The sequence below is a fragment of the Arthrobacter sp. 01N442 genome (assembly GCF_056399345.1).
The window spans coordinates 282,674-296,128 of sequence record NZ_JBFTRD010000003.1 but is presented as its reverse complement, the minus strand read 5'-3'; the positions used below and the strand labels follow the sequence as shown (position 1 = coordinate 296,128).

General features: G+C 67.2%; 13 protein-coding genes. 6 read left to right on the top strand and 7 right to left on the bottom strand.

Annotated elements, in window-relative coordinates:
* Positions 1 to 7: 7 nt before the first annotated feature.
* Genes AC1DNC_RS06980 through AC1DNC_RS06965 form a run of 4 tightly spaced genes read right to left on the bottom strand, consistent with a single transcriptional unit; the run spans position 8 to position 4,169 of the window.
* Positions 8 to 781, bottom strand: a complete 774-nt coding sequence (locus AC1DNC_RS06980; protein WP_476861827.1) for an ABC transporter ATP-binding protein — start codon at positions 779 to 781, stop codon at positions 8 to 10.
* Positions 778 to 1,899, bottom strand: coding sequence for an ABC transporter ATP-binding protein (locus AC1DNC_RS06975; protein ID WP_476861826.1), 1,122 nt, complete (start codon positions 1,897 to 1,899; stop codon positions 778 to 780). The genes AC1DNC_RS06980 and AC1DNC_RS06975 overlap by 4 nt, the downstream gene beginning before the upstream one ends.
* On the bottom strand, positions 1,896 to 2,864 hold the full coding sequence (locus AC1DNC_RS06970) for a branched-chain amino acid ABC transporter permease (RefSeq protein ID WP_476861825.1): 969 nt from the start codon (positions 2,862 to 2,864) through the stop codon (positions 1,896 to 1,898). The genes AC1DNC_RS06975 and AC1DNC_RS06970 overlap by 4 nt, the downstream gene beginning before the upstream one ends.
* 9 nt (positions 2,865 to 2,873) lie before the next feature.
* On the bottom strand, positions 2,874 to 4,169 hold the full coding sequence (locus AC1DNC_RS06965; RefSeq protein WP_476861824.1) for a branched-chain amino acid ABC transporter permease: 1,296 nt from the start codon (positions 4,167 to 4,169) through the stop codon (positions 2,874 to 2,876).
* 507 nt (positions 4,170 to 4,676) lie between these two features.
* On the opposite strand from AC1DNC_RS06965, the gene AC1DNC_RS06960 reads away from it, so the two are divergent.
* Complete coding sequence (locus tag AC1DNC_RS06960; RefSeq protein ID WP_476861823.1) at positions 4,677 to 5,600, top strand: Bax inhibitor-1/YccA family protein; 924 nt, start codon at positions 4,677 to 4,679, stop codon at positions 5,598 to 5,600.
* A gap of 85 nt (positions 5,601 to 5,685) precedes the next feature.
* Here AC1DNC_RS06960 and galK read toward each other — a convergent pair whose 3' ends face one another.
* Entirely contained in the window at positions 5,686 to 6,846 is a 1,161-nt protein-coding gene (galK, locus tag AC1DNC_RS06955; RefSeq protein WP_476861822.1) for a galactokinase, read from the bottom strand.
* A gap of 130 nt (positions 6,847 to 6,976) precedes the next feature.
* Here galK and AC1DNC_RS06950 point away from each other — a divergent pair, with 130 nt between their 5' ends.
* The 4 genes from AC1DNC_RS06950 (at position 6,977) to AC1DNC_RS06935 (ending at position 11,258) form a co-directional block, all read left to right on the top strand.
* A complete protein-coding gene (locus tag AC1DNC_RS06950) occupies positions 6,977 to 7,960 on the top strand; it encodes an aldose 1-epimerase family protein (RefSeq protein WP_476861821.1) in 984 nt (327 codons plus the stop codon).
* Between the two features lie 108 nt (positions 7,961 to 8,068).
* The gene (locus AC1DNC_RS06945) at positions 8,069 to 9,415 is read left to right on the top strand and encodes an AI-2E family transporter (protein WP_476861820.1); all 1,347 of its coding nucleotides are present in this window, start codon (positions 8,069 to 8,071) and stop codon (positions 9,413 to 9,415) included.
* Positions 9,416 to 9,418: 3 nt separating this feature from the next.
* Positions 9,419 to 10,657 carry a threonine ammonia-lyase gene (gene ilvA, locus AC1DNC_RS06940; protein WP_476861819.1) on the top strand — a complete coding sequence of 413 codons (1,239 nt, stop codon included), beginning with the start codon at positions 9,419 to 9,421 and terminating at the stop codon, positions 10,655 to 10,657.
* Between the two features lie 10 nt (positions 10,658 to 10,667).
* Positions 10,668 to 11,258 (top strand): rhomboid family intramembrane serine protease, encoded by a 591-nt coding sequence (locus AC1DNC_RS06935; protein ID WP_476861818.1) that lies wholly within the window; start codon positions 10,668 to 10,670, stop codon positions 11,256 to 11,258.
* A 60-nt stretch (positions 11,259 to 11,318) separates the two neighbouring features.
* Here the strand turns inward: AC1DNC_RS06935 and greA are convergent, their stop codons facing one another.
* Together greA and AC1DNC_RS06925 are read right to left on the bottom strand one after the other, a co-directional pair.
* Positions 11,319 to 11,813 carry a transcription elongation factor GreA gene (gene greA, locus AC1DNC_RS06930; protein ID WP_476861817.1) on the bottom strand — a complete coding sequence of 165 codons (495 nt, stop codon included), beginning with the start codon at positions 11,811 to 11,813 and terminating at the stop codon, positions 11,319 to 11,321.
* Between the two features lie 180 nt (positions 11,814 to 11,993).
* Entirely contained in the window at positions 11,994 to 12,452 is a 459-nt protein-coding gene (locus AC1DNC_RS06925; RefSeq protein WP_476861816.1) for a DUF4307 domain-containing protein, read from the bottom strand.
* Between the two features lie 95 nt (positions 12,453 to 12,547).
* Here AC1DNC_RS06925 and mca point away from each other — a divergent pair, with 95 nt between their 5' ends.
* Positions 12,548 to 13,453: a mycothiol conjugate amidase Mca gene (gene mca, locus AC1DNC_RS06920; protein ID WP_476861815.1), complete on the top strand. Its 906-nt coding sequence runs from the start codon at positions 12,548 to 12,550 to the stop codon at positions 13,451 to 13,453.
* Positions 13,454 to 13,455: the final 2 nt, after the last annotated feature.

Genomic DNA, 13,455 nt, shown 5'->3' with positions numbered 1-13,455 from the left:
TGGGGGACTACTCGACCGTGTCGGCGAGGGTGCCCAGGTACAGCTGGATGACCTTGGGATCCTTCATGAGTTCCCGGCCGGTTCCCGTGTACGCATCCTTGCCCTGGTCCAGGACGTAGCCGCGGTCGCAGATCTGCAGGCAGCGGCGCGCGTTCTGCTCCACCATGATCACTGAGACGCCGGCGCGGTTGATCTCGTGCACCCGCAGGAAGGTTTCGTCCTGCTTGACGGGGGAGAGGCCTGCCGAGGGCTCGTCCAGCAGCAGCACTGCCGGGTCCATCATCAGGGCACGTCCCATGGCGACCATCTGGCGTTCGCCGCCGGAAAGCGATCCGGCGCGCTGGGCCCGTCGCTTGGCCAACTCCGGGAACAGTTCCGCGACGAAGTCGAACCTCTCGGCGAAGTCCTTCGGCCGCTGGAACATCCCCATCTGGAGGTTTTCCTCGATGGTCAGGGCCGCAAAGACGTTGTTGGTCTGCGGGACGAAGCCGACGCCCCGGCTGACCAGCTTGTTCGCCTTCAGCCCGGTGATGTCCTGGCCGCGGACCACCACGGAGCCGGAGTGGACCTTGACGAGGCCGAACATGGCCTTCAGCAGGGTCGACTTGCCGGCGCCGTTGGGACCGATGATGCCGATCAGCTCACCCTTGCGGGCCTCGATGCTGCAGCCGTTGAGGATGTTCACACCCGGGATGTACCCGGCTACGAGGTCGGTGACCTTGACGACCGAATCGCCCTCGTAGGCGTTCTTTGCGGCGGCTGCCGCACTCGTGGCGCTCATTCTGTGTCCTTCTCTGTCCGGTTCGGCTCTGTCCGGTTCGGCTCAGCGCGGTGCGGCTCCTCGGCGCTGCGCCGGCCGTGCGCCGCACCGTTGGCGGTCTCGCTCCCGGACGTCTCCGCCGCGATGACGTCGGTGGAGATGATGCCGGCGTTCTCGGTGCCGATGATTGATTCGTCGTCGGCCTCAAGTTCGGCGGCGAGCACTTTGATGCCCTCCGAGTCGCCTAGATCCACGTCGTGGTGGGCGCCCAGGTAGGCGTCGATCACGGCCGGGTTCTTCATGACTTCAGCGGGCGGCCCTTCGGCCACGATCTTGCCCTCGGCCATCACCACGACCCAGTCGGCGATGTGGCGGACCATGTGCATGTCGTGCTCGACGAACAACACGGTCATGCCCTCGGCCTTGAGGTTCTTGATGTGGTCCAGCAGGGACTGGGTGAGCGCCGGGTTGACGCCTGCCATCGGTTCGTCCAGCATCACGAGCTTCGGCCGGACCATCAGTGAACGTGCCATCTCGAGGAGCTTGCGCTGGCCGCCGGAGAGGGACGCCGCGTAGTCGTCCTTCTTGGCGTCGAGCTTGAACTTCTCCAGCAGCACGTTGGCTTCTTCGGTGATCTTCTTTTCCTGGCCGCCCCAGATGCCCCTGAACAAGGCCTTGGAGAGCTTCTCGCCGGACTGGTTCGAGGCACCCAGGCGCATGTTCTCCATGACGGTGAGCTTGCCCATGACCTTGGTCAGCTGGAAGGTGCGGACCATGCCCATGCGGGCCACCTTGTAGGAAGAGACGCCGGCAAGGCTGTTCCCTTCGAACTGCCATTTGCCCGTGTTGGGCGTATCGAAACCCGTCAGCAGGTTGAACAGGGTGGTCTTGCCGGCCCCGTTGGGGCCGATCAGGGCCGTGATTTTGTGCCGCGGGATCTCGAGGTATTCGACGTCGACGGCGTTGATGCCGCCGAAGCTGCGGGTGACGTTCTCCGCCACCACGATCGGGTCGCGCTTCTTGCAGCCGGGGGCAATCTCCCCGGCCGCAATCGGACGCGTGTCCGTCATGTAGTCGATGGTGTCCGCGGCCCCGGTGGTGCCGGCGCCGGTTGTGGGTTCTTCGCTGTGCATGCTCATGCGAACGCCAGCTCCTTCTTATTGCCGAAGACGCCCTGAGGCCTGAAGATCATCAGCAGCATCAGCGCGATGCCGACCAGGATGTAGCGCAACTGGCCGGCCTGGACCGTGTTCAGCCACGTGACGGCGCCCGATTCGATCAGGCCGTACAGCACACCCTGGGTCAGGGACAGCACGACCCAGAAGATCATTGCCCCGACGACCGGACCCAGCACCGTACCGAGGCCGCCGAGCAGCAGGCAGGTGTAGAGGAAGAACGTCAGCTCCGTGCCGTAGTTGGCCGGCTGCACCGCACCGCGGGGGAGGGTGAAGACCATCCCCGCCAGGGCACCGAGCACGCCGCCGATCACGAGGGCCTGCATCTTGTAGGAGTAGACGTTCTTGCCGAGCGAGCGGACCGCGTTCTCGTCCTCGCGGATGCCCTTCAAGACGCGGCCCCACGGGCTGCGCATCAGGAGCCAGACCAGCAGGCAGCAGACCGCAACCAGGGCCCAGCCGACCACGCGGATGAAGAAGTCGCGGTTGTTCATCCCGAAGTAGGACCCTTCGGGGAACGGGTTCATGGCATAGAAGTCGCCTTCGAAGGCGGCCAGGCCGTTGGCGGAACCGGTCACCGAGGTGAGCTGGTTGGTGGTGACGATGTAGCGGACGATTTCCGCGGCCGCGATCGTCACGATGGCGAGGTAGTCGGCCCGCAGCCGGAGCGTGGGGATGCCCAGCAGCAAGGCGAAGATCGCCGAGCAGACGACGGCGATCAGCAGGCCTACGAAGAACGGCACGTGCAACGTCAGGGTGGAGATGGCGAAGCCGTAGGCTCCCACCGCCATGAAGCCGGCCTGGCCGAAGTTCAGCAGGCCCGAGTAGCCGAAGTGGACCGCCAGGCCGAGTGCGGCAAGCGCGTACGCCGCCGTCGTCGGGCTGAACAGCTCACCGGCAGCGCTGGAAAGAATAAATCCGAAGTCCATGTCTGTCTCCTAACCCACGCGCTCGCGGCGGCCCAGGATGCCCTGAGGCCGGAACAAGAGGACAACGATCATGATGAACAGTGCTCCCACGTACTTGAGGTCGGCCGCGAGGCCGAAGACGGTGGTCAGCTCCACGAAGATGCCGACAATGATGGATCCGAACAGGGCGCCCCAGACCGTGCCGAGGCCGCCAAGGGTCACGCCGGCGAAGATGAGCAGCAGGATCTGCGAACCCATGTCGAAGGTGACGCCGGGACGGTAGTACGCCCAGAGAATGCCGCCGAGCGAGGCGAGCATGCCGCCGGTGACCCAGACGATCCTGATGACCGAGTCGACGTCGATGCCGGAGGCCGCAGCCAGTGCCGGGTTGTCGGCGACCGCGCGGGTTGCCTTGCCGAGCCGGGTCTTGAGCAGCACGACACCGAGGACGGCGATGACGACGACGCTGATGAGCAGGGACCAGAGGTTGTTGGGCGAGATCGAGACGGGCCCGATCTGGATTTCCGCGCTCTGGGCGTAGGGCAGCTGCTGGGTGGCGCCGCCGAAGTAGAACTGGATCACGTAGCGGACGGCGAGGGCTAGGCCGATGCTCACGATCATCATCGGGACCAGGCCGGTGCCGCGGCGCCGCAGTGGCTTCCACAGCCCGGCGTCCTGGACGTAGCCGAAGAGACCGCCGCCCAGGAGCGCGAGGATGATGGAGAGCCAGAACGGCAGGTTCATGGCGTTGAAGCCGAAGACCAGCACGGCCCCGAGCGTGACCATCTCGCCGTGCGCGAAGTTGGTCAGGCCGGTGGTGCCGAAGATGAGGGACAGTCCCACCGACGCGAGGGCCAGCAGCAGGCCGAAGCTCAGGCCCGCGACCAGGCGGTTAAGCAGGTTCTGGCCGAAGTCTTCCTGCTGGACCACGATGCCTTTGCCGAAGGCGAAGATCACCGAGAGGTTGGACGTCTGGCTGAAGGTGACTTTCCGAGGGTTTTCCTGGCCCTCGGCAAGCTTGATGCCCTCGGGCAGCGTCTTCACGTCCAGTTCGACCTCGTACGTCCCCTGGGTGGGGACGCCGATGTTCCAGGAACCGTTGGGACCCGACTTGGTAGTTCCAGTGAAGTCGCCGCTCTTGGCGGTGATGGTGACGCCGGCGAGCGGGGCGCGGTCATCGCCGCGCAGGAAGCCGCTGATGCTGTTTTGGAACGAGGTGCTCGACGGGGATGGTGTCGGCGAGGGGGTCGCGGCCTGGGATGCCGGGGCGACGATGAGCAGAAGGGCGGCCACGGCGGCGAAAATGGCCCCCACAGCTTTCAGCATTCTGCCGCGCCGTCTCTGCGACTGGCCTCTCGGTGTGCTTCTCAAATTGAAAACCTCCACATGGGGGTGGTCTGGGTTGCGCCGTTGCAACCGCTGCGAACGGTCAGGGGACGGGGTAGAGCGGATACTGCGATGCGATAGAGCGGTTCGTGCTTGTGATGTTCGTCACCCTGTTGGGCCAATGTTACAGGCCGGGAGGGGTAACTAATGCCGCTGCGAGCAGGGAGAACGTCGCGATCGCGTAACAACCGTGAAGCCGGCGTCGTGGACTGATTTAGCCAAGCTAAAGAAAACTTTTGTTGATCCCGAGGATTCCTAAACAGTTCCCGGACAGCCGGTCCCGCCGGGGCTGACACCGGCCGGCGGCTGCGCGAGGTCACGGTTTCGTTGCGGCCGGATCCCGCGGGGAACTATCCCTGCCCGCCGGGCGTGGGAATTGGTAGCGTGAGTCTTAACGATCCGCATGTTCGATCATCATCTACCCCCTTAATTTGGAGGACACCAGCAATGGCACTTGGCGGAAACCCGATCTTCAACGGAAAGAACTTCCGTGGAGCCACCCAGGCACCGCCTGCCCCGCACGCGCCCTACGGGCAGGGCTACGGCCAAGGCCAATTTGGCCAGCCCCAGTACGGCCAGCCCCAGTATGGACAGCCCCAGGCCGGCTGGAACCCGGCGCAGCAGGCGATGAGCAGCGACCAGCTGCAGGACATGTACAACCGCCCTGCCGCCGGACCGGCCGACAGCGGCCGGATGACCTTTGACGACGTCATTATGAAGACGGCCGCCTGCCTCGCCGCGGTGATCGCCGGCGCGGCCGTCACCCTCGTGGTGGCGCAGGGCCTGGCCTCCATGCTGATGATTGTCGGTGCGCTGGGCGGCTTTGTGCTGGCCATGGTCAACACCTTCAAGAAGCAGCCCTCGCCGGCGCTGATCCTGGCCTACGCCGCCCTCGAGGGCTTCTTCCTCGGCGGCCTGACCCGGATCCTCGACGGGATGTTCCCGGGCGTCGGACTCCAGGCCGTGATCGGGACGCTCTCCGTCTTCGCCGTTACCCTGGTGCTGTTCAAGAGCGGCAAGGTCCGGGCCACCCCCAAGGCCATGCGCTTCTTCATGATCGCTTTGATCGGTTACGCCGTCTTCGCGCTCATCAACATGGTGATGATGTGGACCGGTGCCGTGCAGTCCCCGTTCGGGCTGCGTACCCAGGTGGAGATCTTCGGGATCCCGCTGGGTGTCTTCATCGGCCTGCTGGCGATCGGCCTGGCCGCGTTCTCCCTGATCATGGACTTCACCAGCATCGAGGCCGGCGTTCGCAGCGGCGCTCCGCAGCGCTTCTCCTGGACCGCGGCGTTCGGCCTCACGGTCACCCTCGTCTGGCTCTACGTTGAGATCATCCGCCTGCTGGCGATCCTCCGCGGCGACGACTAACCGCCGCCGCTCCACCGCGTAAGTGACGAAGCGGGCCCTGCCTTCCGGCAGGGCCCGCTTCGTTAGTTACGCCAAATCCCGGCCGTCAGGCCAGCCGCATGGCTCCCGCCGCCGGCCGCACCGAGAAGATGTCCGGAGCCGCGTAGCCGGCGCGTGCGAAAGCCCGGGAGACATCGGCGCGCACCTGCTGCTCCGCTTCCGCCGGGACAAGGGCGATGGCCGAGCCGCCAAAACCGCCGCCGGTCATCCGTGCGCCGATGGCCCCGCCGGCACGGGATGTGTCCACGGCGAGGTTCAATTCGGCGCAGGAGATCTCGAAGTCGTCCCGCATCGAGGCATGGGAGGCGTCCAGCAGGGCGCCGATGGCCTGCGGTCCGGCGCTCTCGAGGAGGTCCACGGTCTGCAGCACACGTTCGTTTTCGGTGACGACGTGCCGCACCCGATGGAACGTTTCCCTGTCCAGCAGACCGGCAGCTTCCTCGAGATCGCCGACCCCGACGTCACGCAGCGCCCGGACGCCGAGGACGTCGGCGCCCAGTTCGCAGGAGGCACGCCGGGCCGCGTAGCCGCCGTCGGCGTGCGAGTGCGCCACCTTGGTGTCGATTACCAGCAGGACCAGGCCGGCTGCCTCGGCGTCGAACGGCACCAGCCGAACGCTCTGGTCGCGGCAGTCCAGGAACACGGCCCGGCCCGCGGCGCCCCGGAGCGAGGCCGACTGGTCCATGATCCCGGTGGGGGCCCCGACAAAATCGTTCTCCGCGCGCTGGGTGGCAAGGACCATGTCCTCGGCGCCGAGCCCGGCACCGGTCAGATCGTTGACGGCCGTGATGACGGCGCATTCGATGGCATGCGAGGAGGACAGCCCAGCTCCACGCGGCACATCGGAATCCAGCAGGAGGTCCATGCCCGGGACGGTGAGCCCACGTTGTTCCAGGGCCCAGAGCACGCCCAGCGGATATTTGGTCCAGCCCCTGGCCGTGGCCGGGTCCAGGGCGGCTGCGTCCGCCGAGGTCAGCCCCTGGTTTCCGAAGGTGGACAGCATCCGTACCGTGGAGTCGGGCCGGACCCGGACGGCCACCCGGGCGGTCCGGTCGATCGCGAAGGGCAGCACGAACCCCTCGTTGTAGTCCGTGTGTTCACCGATCAGGTTGACCCGGCCGGGGGCCTGCCAGACGCCGTCGGGGGCGGCTCCGAAGGCCTCCTCGAACCGCGACCGAAGCTCAGCGGTGCCCGGTGGGATGTTCATGGTCGGCCGGCGGCAAGGGTGCCGCGGGTGGTCCTGTTGGCGCGCATCCCATCATTCGATCAGACTTCACGAGTTTCCGGCAAAGCCCCGCCGTGTACGGGCGGGTGCGCTGTTCGGTACCGTGGTGCCCATGGACCTCCCAGCTACCGCCGCTTCCCCTTCCGCCGCCGTCGCCTCCGAAGCCGACGGCGTGGCGTCCTCCGCCCGCCGTTACGCGAGCGGCAGGCAATACGAACTGCGCCGGGGCGACGCCCTGGCCGTGGTGACCGAACTTGCCGCCGGCCTCCGGCTTTACAGCCGCGCGGGCACCCAGCTGACCGAAAGCTACGGGGACGCCGACATCCCGCCCGGCGCCACGGGCATCACCCTGGTGCCCTGGGCAAACCGCGTGGAGGACGGCGTCTGGTACCTCAAGGGGAAGAAGCAGCAGCTCGACATCACCGAGGTGTCCAGAAACAACGCCAGCCACGGGTTGCTGCGGAACGCTGCCTACGAGCTGGTGGACGAATCGGAATTTTCCGTGACCCTTGAAGCGGCAGTGTTTCCGCAGCACGGCTACCCGTTCCTGTTGCGGCACCGGGTGCGCTATGAACTGGATGAAGCCCTGGGGCTCACCGTGCAACAGACGCTGGTTAACGACTCCCAGGAACCGGCCCCGTTCGTCCTCGGCGCGCACCCGTACCTTCGGCTGGGGGAGGTGCCCAGCGAGGAGCTCACCGTGAGCGTCAGCGGCCGCACCCGGCTGGTGACGGACGAGCGCCTGATTCCGCGCAGCACCGAGCCGGTCTCCGGTGAATTCGATCTCCGGGCGGGCCGGCTGGCCGGGGACCTGGACCTGGACTGCGCGTACACGGACCTGGATTTCGACGGCGGCAAGGCGAGCAGCACATTGCGTGCCGCGGACGGCCGCAGCGTGAGCCTGTGGCAGGACGAGCACTGCCGCTACGTCCACGTGTTCGTCACCGATCAGTTCCCTGGCCGCGCCACGGCCGTAGCGCTCGAGCCGATGACGGGACCGGCCAACGCCTTCAACAGCGGCGACGGCCTGCGCTGGCTGCAGGCAGGGGAGACGTTCACCACGAGCTGGGGGATCACCGCCGAGCTGGGCGCCTAGCCCCACGCCGACCAGCGGCACCCGCCGCCCGTCACGACGACGGGAGGCGGCGGAACCGCAGCCGTGTCCCCGTTTCCTTTCCTAGCCAAGCTAGGGAATTATGGGGTAATGACGCCAGCTGATGACGCCCGCTCCGACCAGGCCGTGCCCGACGCCACCCTGCCGGGCTACGCCGACCCCGAACTCTCCGCCCCGCCCGCCGGGCAGTCTTCCCCGGCGGCCGACCAGGCTGCGCTCCGTGAACTGGCCGGAGGAACGGCCACCCGTGCCTGCAGCGACCGGGAACTGGACGAGGACATCCCCTACGGCGTGCGGATCGCGGCGTCCTGGGCGTGGCGGATCGGCCTGATCCTGCTTGTCACCGGCGCCCTCGTGTGGCTGCTCAGCAAGATCAGTTTCCTGATCATCCCGGTGATGGTGGCCGCGCTGCTGGCGGGGCTGCTCAGCCCCGTCACCCGCTGGCTGCGCAGGCGCCGGGTTCCCAACGGCGCGGCAGTGGCCATCACGCTGCTCGGATTCATTGGCGTGATCGTCGGCGCGCTCGCCCTGGTCGGCCGCCAGCTCACCGCCGGCTTCGGCGAGCTCTGGAGCCAGGCGCTCACCGGCGTCCAGCAGGTCCAGACCTGGCTCGCCGACGGCCCGCTGCACCTCACGGCTGCCCAGATCGACACCTACATCCAGGACGCCACCGCAGCGCTGCAGAAAAACAGCAGCAGCATCCTCAGCGGTGCCCTGACCTTCGGCAGCACCGCCGGTCACTTCGCCGCGGGACTCCTGATCGCCCTGTTCGTCACAATCTTCTTCCTGCTCGAAGGCGAACGGATCTGGAAGTTCCTGGTCCGGCTGATGCCCCGCAAGGCCCGGCCCGCCGTCAACGGCGCCGGCCGGCGCGGCTGGACCTCAATGGTCAGCTACACCCGCATCCAGATGTTCGTCGCGTTCGTCGATGCCCTCGGCATCGGCGTCGGCGCCGCGATCATCGGCGTCCCGCTCGCCCTGCCGCTCGGCGTGCTGGTCTTCATCGGCTCGTTCATTCCCCTGGTCGGCGCCCTCGTCACCGGCGCCATCGCGGTGCTGCTGGCCCTGGTGGCCAACGGCCTGGTCAACGCGCTCATCATGGTGGGCATCGTGTTGCTGGTCCAGCAGCTGGAGGGCCACATCCTGCAGCCCCTGGTGATGGGCAAGGCCGTGTCGCTCCACCCCGTCGCCGTCATCCTGTCCGTCGCCGCCGGCTCCTACCTGGCCGGCATCCCGGGGGCCCTGTTCTCCGTCCCGATCCTCGCCGTAGCAAACTCGGCCATTCGCTACATTGCGGGCAGAACGTGGGAACATGATGGAGAGCTGGCAGCCGCGAGCACGCAGGGAGCCCCTGCGCTTGCCGGTGCCGGTGAGGACCCGGGCGCCAGGGAGGTCCACCTTCCGGGCGCCGACGCCGGAACCCCCAAAGGAGACTAGTTCGTGAATACCCTCGAGAGCCTGCCCGTCACGCTGGACGATGTCCTGGAGGCGCAGAAGCTGCTCGACGGGATTATTACGCGGACCCCGGTGGAATCATCCCGGGCCCTCGGCGCCCTCGCCGGCGGCGAGGTCTACTTCAAGTGCGAGAACCTGCAGCGCGCCGGTTCGTTCAAGGTCCGTGGCGCCTACGTCCGGATGGCCAAGCTCTCCGCCGAAGAAAAGAAGCGCGGCGTCGTCGCGGCCTCGGCCGGCAACCACGCCCAGGGCGTGGCCGTGGCCGCGAAGGCCCTCGGCATCAAAGCCCGCATCTACATGCCGCTGGGCGTGGCCCTGCCCAAGCTCGCCGCGACGCGCAGCCACGGCGCCGAAGTGGTGCTGCACGGCCACAACGTCGACGAGGCGCTCGCCGAGGCCAAACGCTACGCGGACGAAACGGGCGCCGTCTTCGTGCACCCCTTCGACGACGTCGACGTCGTGGCCGGCCAGGGCACCGTGGGACTGGAAATCCTCGAGCAGATCCCGCACGTTGACACCATCCTGATGGGCGTCGGCGGCGGCGGGCTGCTGGCCGGCGTCGCCGTGGCCGTGAAGGCACGGGCCAAGGAACTCGGCCGGGAGATCCGGATCATCGGCGTGCAGGCCGAAAACGCCGCCGCCTACCCGCCCTCGCTCGCCGCGGACGCCCTGGTGCCGCTCAAGCGCGTCTCCACCATGGCGGACGGCATCGCCGTCGGCCGGCCGGGGCAGCTTCCCTTCAGCATCATCCGCGAACTCGTCGACGACGTCGTCACGGTCAGCGAGGACGCCCTGGCCCGGGCACTGATCTTCCTGCTGGAACGGGCCAAGATGGTGGTCGAACCGGCCGGTGCCGTGGGCGTGGCAGCCCTGATGGAAGGCAAGATCGAGAACCCCGGGACCACCGCCGTCGTGCTCTCCGGCGGCAACATCGACCCGATGCTGATGCTCAAGGTCATCCAGCGCGGCCTCTCCGCCGCCGGGCGCTACATGACCGTGCGGATGATGCTTGATGACCGGCCCGGCTCGCTCGCGACCATCGCCCGGATCATCGCCGAAAACGATGCCAACGTCACCGGACTGGACCACACCCGGGTGGGCGGCTCGATCAGCATGGGCGACGTCTCCATCACCGTCAACCTGGAAACCAAGGGCCACGAGCACTGCGAGCAGGTCCTTGGCGCGCTCCGGGCCGAGGGATTCCAGCCGATCGTGGTGCACTAGGGGCGCCGCAGTGCTCGAAGCATCCGAGCAGGAGCGCCGCGATACGCCCGCCGTCCGGGCCCGCCGGGGGCTGCTGGTGGTGGGCTCCTTCGTGCTGCTGCTCTACGCGATCGAGATCGTCAACTCCCTGACGATGCACTCGCTGAACGCGACCTTCGGGCTGCGGCCGCGCTCTGCCGACGGCTTGCTGGACATCCTGACGTTTCCGTTGCTGCACGCCAGCCTGGCGCATCTACTCTCCAACACCCTTCCGCTGATCATCTTCGGGTTCCTGGTGTTCCTGTCCGGAGTGCGCGTGTTCGCCACGGCGCTGGCCTCCAGTTGGGCGGGCTCGGGAGCGCTGGTGTGGCTGATCGGCGGGCACAACATCACGGTGGGAGCGTCCGGGCTGGTCTTCGGGCTCTTCGCCTTCCTGCTGGTACGGGGATTCTTCAACCGCCACTGGGGCCAGATCCTGCTCTCGGTGGTGCTCTTTTTGGCCTACGGCGGCATCCTCTTTGGCATGCTCCCTTTCGTGGCCGGCTACGTCTCCTGGCAGGCGCACCTGGGCGGGGCCGCCGGCGGCGTCATCGCGGCCCTGCTGCTCAGCCGGCGCCGCTAAGTTAAACGACGACGCCGGCCGCCCCATTGCAGGGGAGACCGGCGTCGGGCGCTGGTGCTATTAGCCGACGTACGGCTTGGCGGAGATGATCTCCACCGCAATGTCCTTGCCGTTCGGAGCGGTGTAGCTGAGCTTGTCGCCCTCCTTGTGCCCGACGATGGCGGACCCCAGCGGGGACTTCTCGCTGAACACGTCCAGGTCCGAGTCGCCGGCGATTTCGCGCGAGCCCAGCAGGAACTTCTCTTCGTCCCCGGCGATCTTCGCGACCACAAGCATGCCCGGCTCGACGATTCCGTCGTCGGCGGGTGCCTCGCCCACGTGCGCGTCGCGCAGCAGCACGGTCAGCTGGCGAATGCGGGCCTCGATCTTGCCCTGTTCTTCCTTGGCCGCGTGGTAGCCGCCGTTCTCCTTGAGGTCGCCTTCCTGGCGGGCAGCTTCGATCTTCTGAACGATGTCTGCACGGCCGGCGCCGGAGAGGTGGTCCAGCTCTGCCTTCAGGCGGTCAAAAGCTTCCTGGGTAAGCCAAGCTGCAGTTGCGCTGTTGGTGGTCGACACGGACTTCTCCTTTTGATGGTCAAACAAGCTGGTCAAACAAGCAAAGACCCCGCCACGGTGGCCACTTTTGGATCTCAGCAACCAGCTCAGCGGGGTAGAGGTATTGATCCATTGTAGTCAATGCTGTGGATAAACCCAAGAACCGCTGCGGCGCAGATCACACCGTGTTACGTGCGGTGGCTACTTCGAGGCGTCCGGAATCCAGCAGTTGTCGACGACCGCTGACACAGACTGGGACTCGGTGCGGATCGTGACACGGTGCACGGTGGTGCGGCCGCCGTCGGCGCCAGCATCGGCGGCGTTGGGGCCGACGTCGACCACTTTCCAGCCGACGACGGCAAACTTGGAGTCCAATGCCTTGACCGCGCACTTGGCGGCCGTGGCCGGGTTCTTGGTGACCTGGAAATCGGCCTCGGCCACGGTGGCGTCGGTGGTGCTGTAGCCGATGTCCTTGAAGCTGACGGATTCGGTGGCCGCCGAGGTCGAGATCCAGGCCATGAAGCCGATTCCGGCCGCCAGGGCAGCGATCAGGATGTTCCGCTTGGTCTTGCCGCCCAGCGCGTGCTTTTGGCCGCCGTAGCGATTGGCTAGGCTGGTAGGTGCCGGCGTGGGCGCGGCAGGCTGCTCCTCGGAAGTCACCAGTCCAGTTTAGTGTGGATCGGGCAGGGGAATTTCCGCGCCGCCGTTCCGTCCCCCAGCACCGACCCCGGAGAAGAAAGAGGAGCCGTCCAACGATGACAGCGTCCCCCAGCCCGTCAGCCAAGCTTCGGCTGCTCGCCGTCCACGCGCACCCCGACGACGAGTCCAGCAAGGGTGCCGCGACGATGGCCATGTACGCCGCCTCCGGCGTGGAGGTCATGGTGGCCACCTGCACCGACGGCTCCCGCGGCGACATCCAGAACCCGGCGATGGAGAGTGCGCCGCATCCCAAGCGGGACATGGCGGGCGCCCGGCGGCTGGAGATGGACAACGCGGCCAAGGTTCTCGGTATCCGCCAGCGCTGGCTGGGGTTCGTCGACTCCGGCCTGCCCGAGGGCGACCCGTTGCCGCCGCTTCCGGTCGGTTCCTTCGCCACGCTGCCGCTTGAGCGGGCCGCCGCCCCGCTGGTCCGGCTGGTCCGCGCCTTCAAACCCCAGGTCATCCTGAGCTATGACGAGAATGGCGGCTATCCGCACCCGGACCACATCATGGCCCACAAGGTCGCCGTCGAGGCCTTCGAAGCCGCCGGGGATCCGGCACGCTATCCCGGAACCGGCGAGGCTTGGGAACCGAGCAAGCTCTACTACGACCGCGCCTTCAGCCCCGAACGCTTCCGCGCCCTGCACTACGCCCTGGAGGAAGCCGGGCTGCAGTCGCCGTATGCCGAGCGGCTCGCGGCCTGGCTTGAGGCCGACGCCGAGGGCCATACCCCGCCCGCGCCCACGCACCCCACCACCACCCAGATTGAGTGCGGTGACTTCTTCGAGGCCCGCGACGACGCCCTGCGCTCGCACCGGACGCAGATCGACCCGGAGGGCTTCTTCTTCGCCGTGTCCCCGGCGATGCAGCGGCAGACCTGGCCGTGGGAAGACTACTCGCTGATCCAGTCCCGGGTCCCCGCCGACGTGCCCGAATCGGACTTCTTCGCCGGGCTAAGATAGTT

Excerpts from the sequence above, each read along its gene's own strand:
- AC1DNC_RS06975 (WP_476861826.1), bottom strand. The coding sequence starts at position 1,899 with ATGAGCATGCACAGCGAAGAACCCACAACCGGCGCCGGCACCACCGGG.
- mca (WP_476861815.1), top strand. The coding sequence starts at position 12,548 with ATGACAGCGTCCCCCAGCCCGTCAGCCAAGCTTCGGCTGCTCGCCGTC.
- AC1DNC_RS06970 (WP_476861825.1), bottom strand. The coding sequence starts at position 2,864 with ATGGACTTCGGATTTATTCTTTCCAGCGCTGCCGGTGAGCTGTTCAGC.
- galK (WP_476861822.1), bottom strand. The coding sequence starts at position 6,846 with ATGAACATCCCACCGGGCACCGCTGAGCTTCGGTCGCGGTTCGAGGAG.
- AC1DNC_RS06950 (WP_476861821.1), top strand. The coding sequence starts at position 6,977 with ATGGACCTCCCAGCTACCGCCGCTTCCCCTTCCGCCGCCGTCGCCTCC.
- AC1DNC_RS06960 (WP_476861823.1), top strand. The coding sequence starts at position 4,677 with ATGGCACTTGGCGGAAACCCGATCTTCAACGGAAAGAACTTCCGTGGA.
- AC1DNC_RS06945 (WP_476861820.1), top strand. The coding sequence starts at position 8,069 with ATGACGCCAGCTGATGACGCCCGCTCCGACCAGGCCGTGCCCGACGCC.
- AC1DNC_RS06965 (WP_476861824.1), bottom strand. The coding sequence starts at position 4,169 with ATGCTGAAAGCTGTGGGGGCCATTTTCGCCGCCGTGGCCGCCCTTCTG.
- AC1DNC_RS06980 (WP_476861827.1), bottom strand. The coding sequence starts at position 781 with ATGAGCGCCACGAGTGCGGCAGCCGCCGCAAAGAACGCCTACGAGGGC.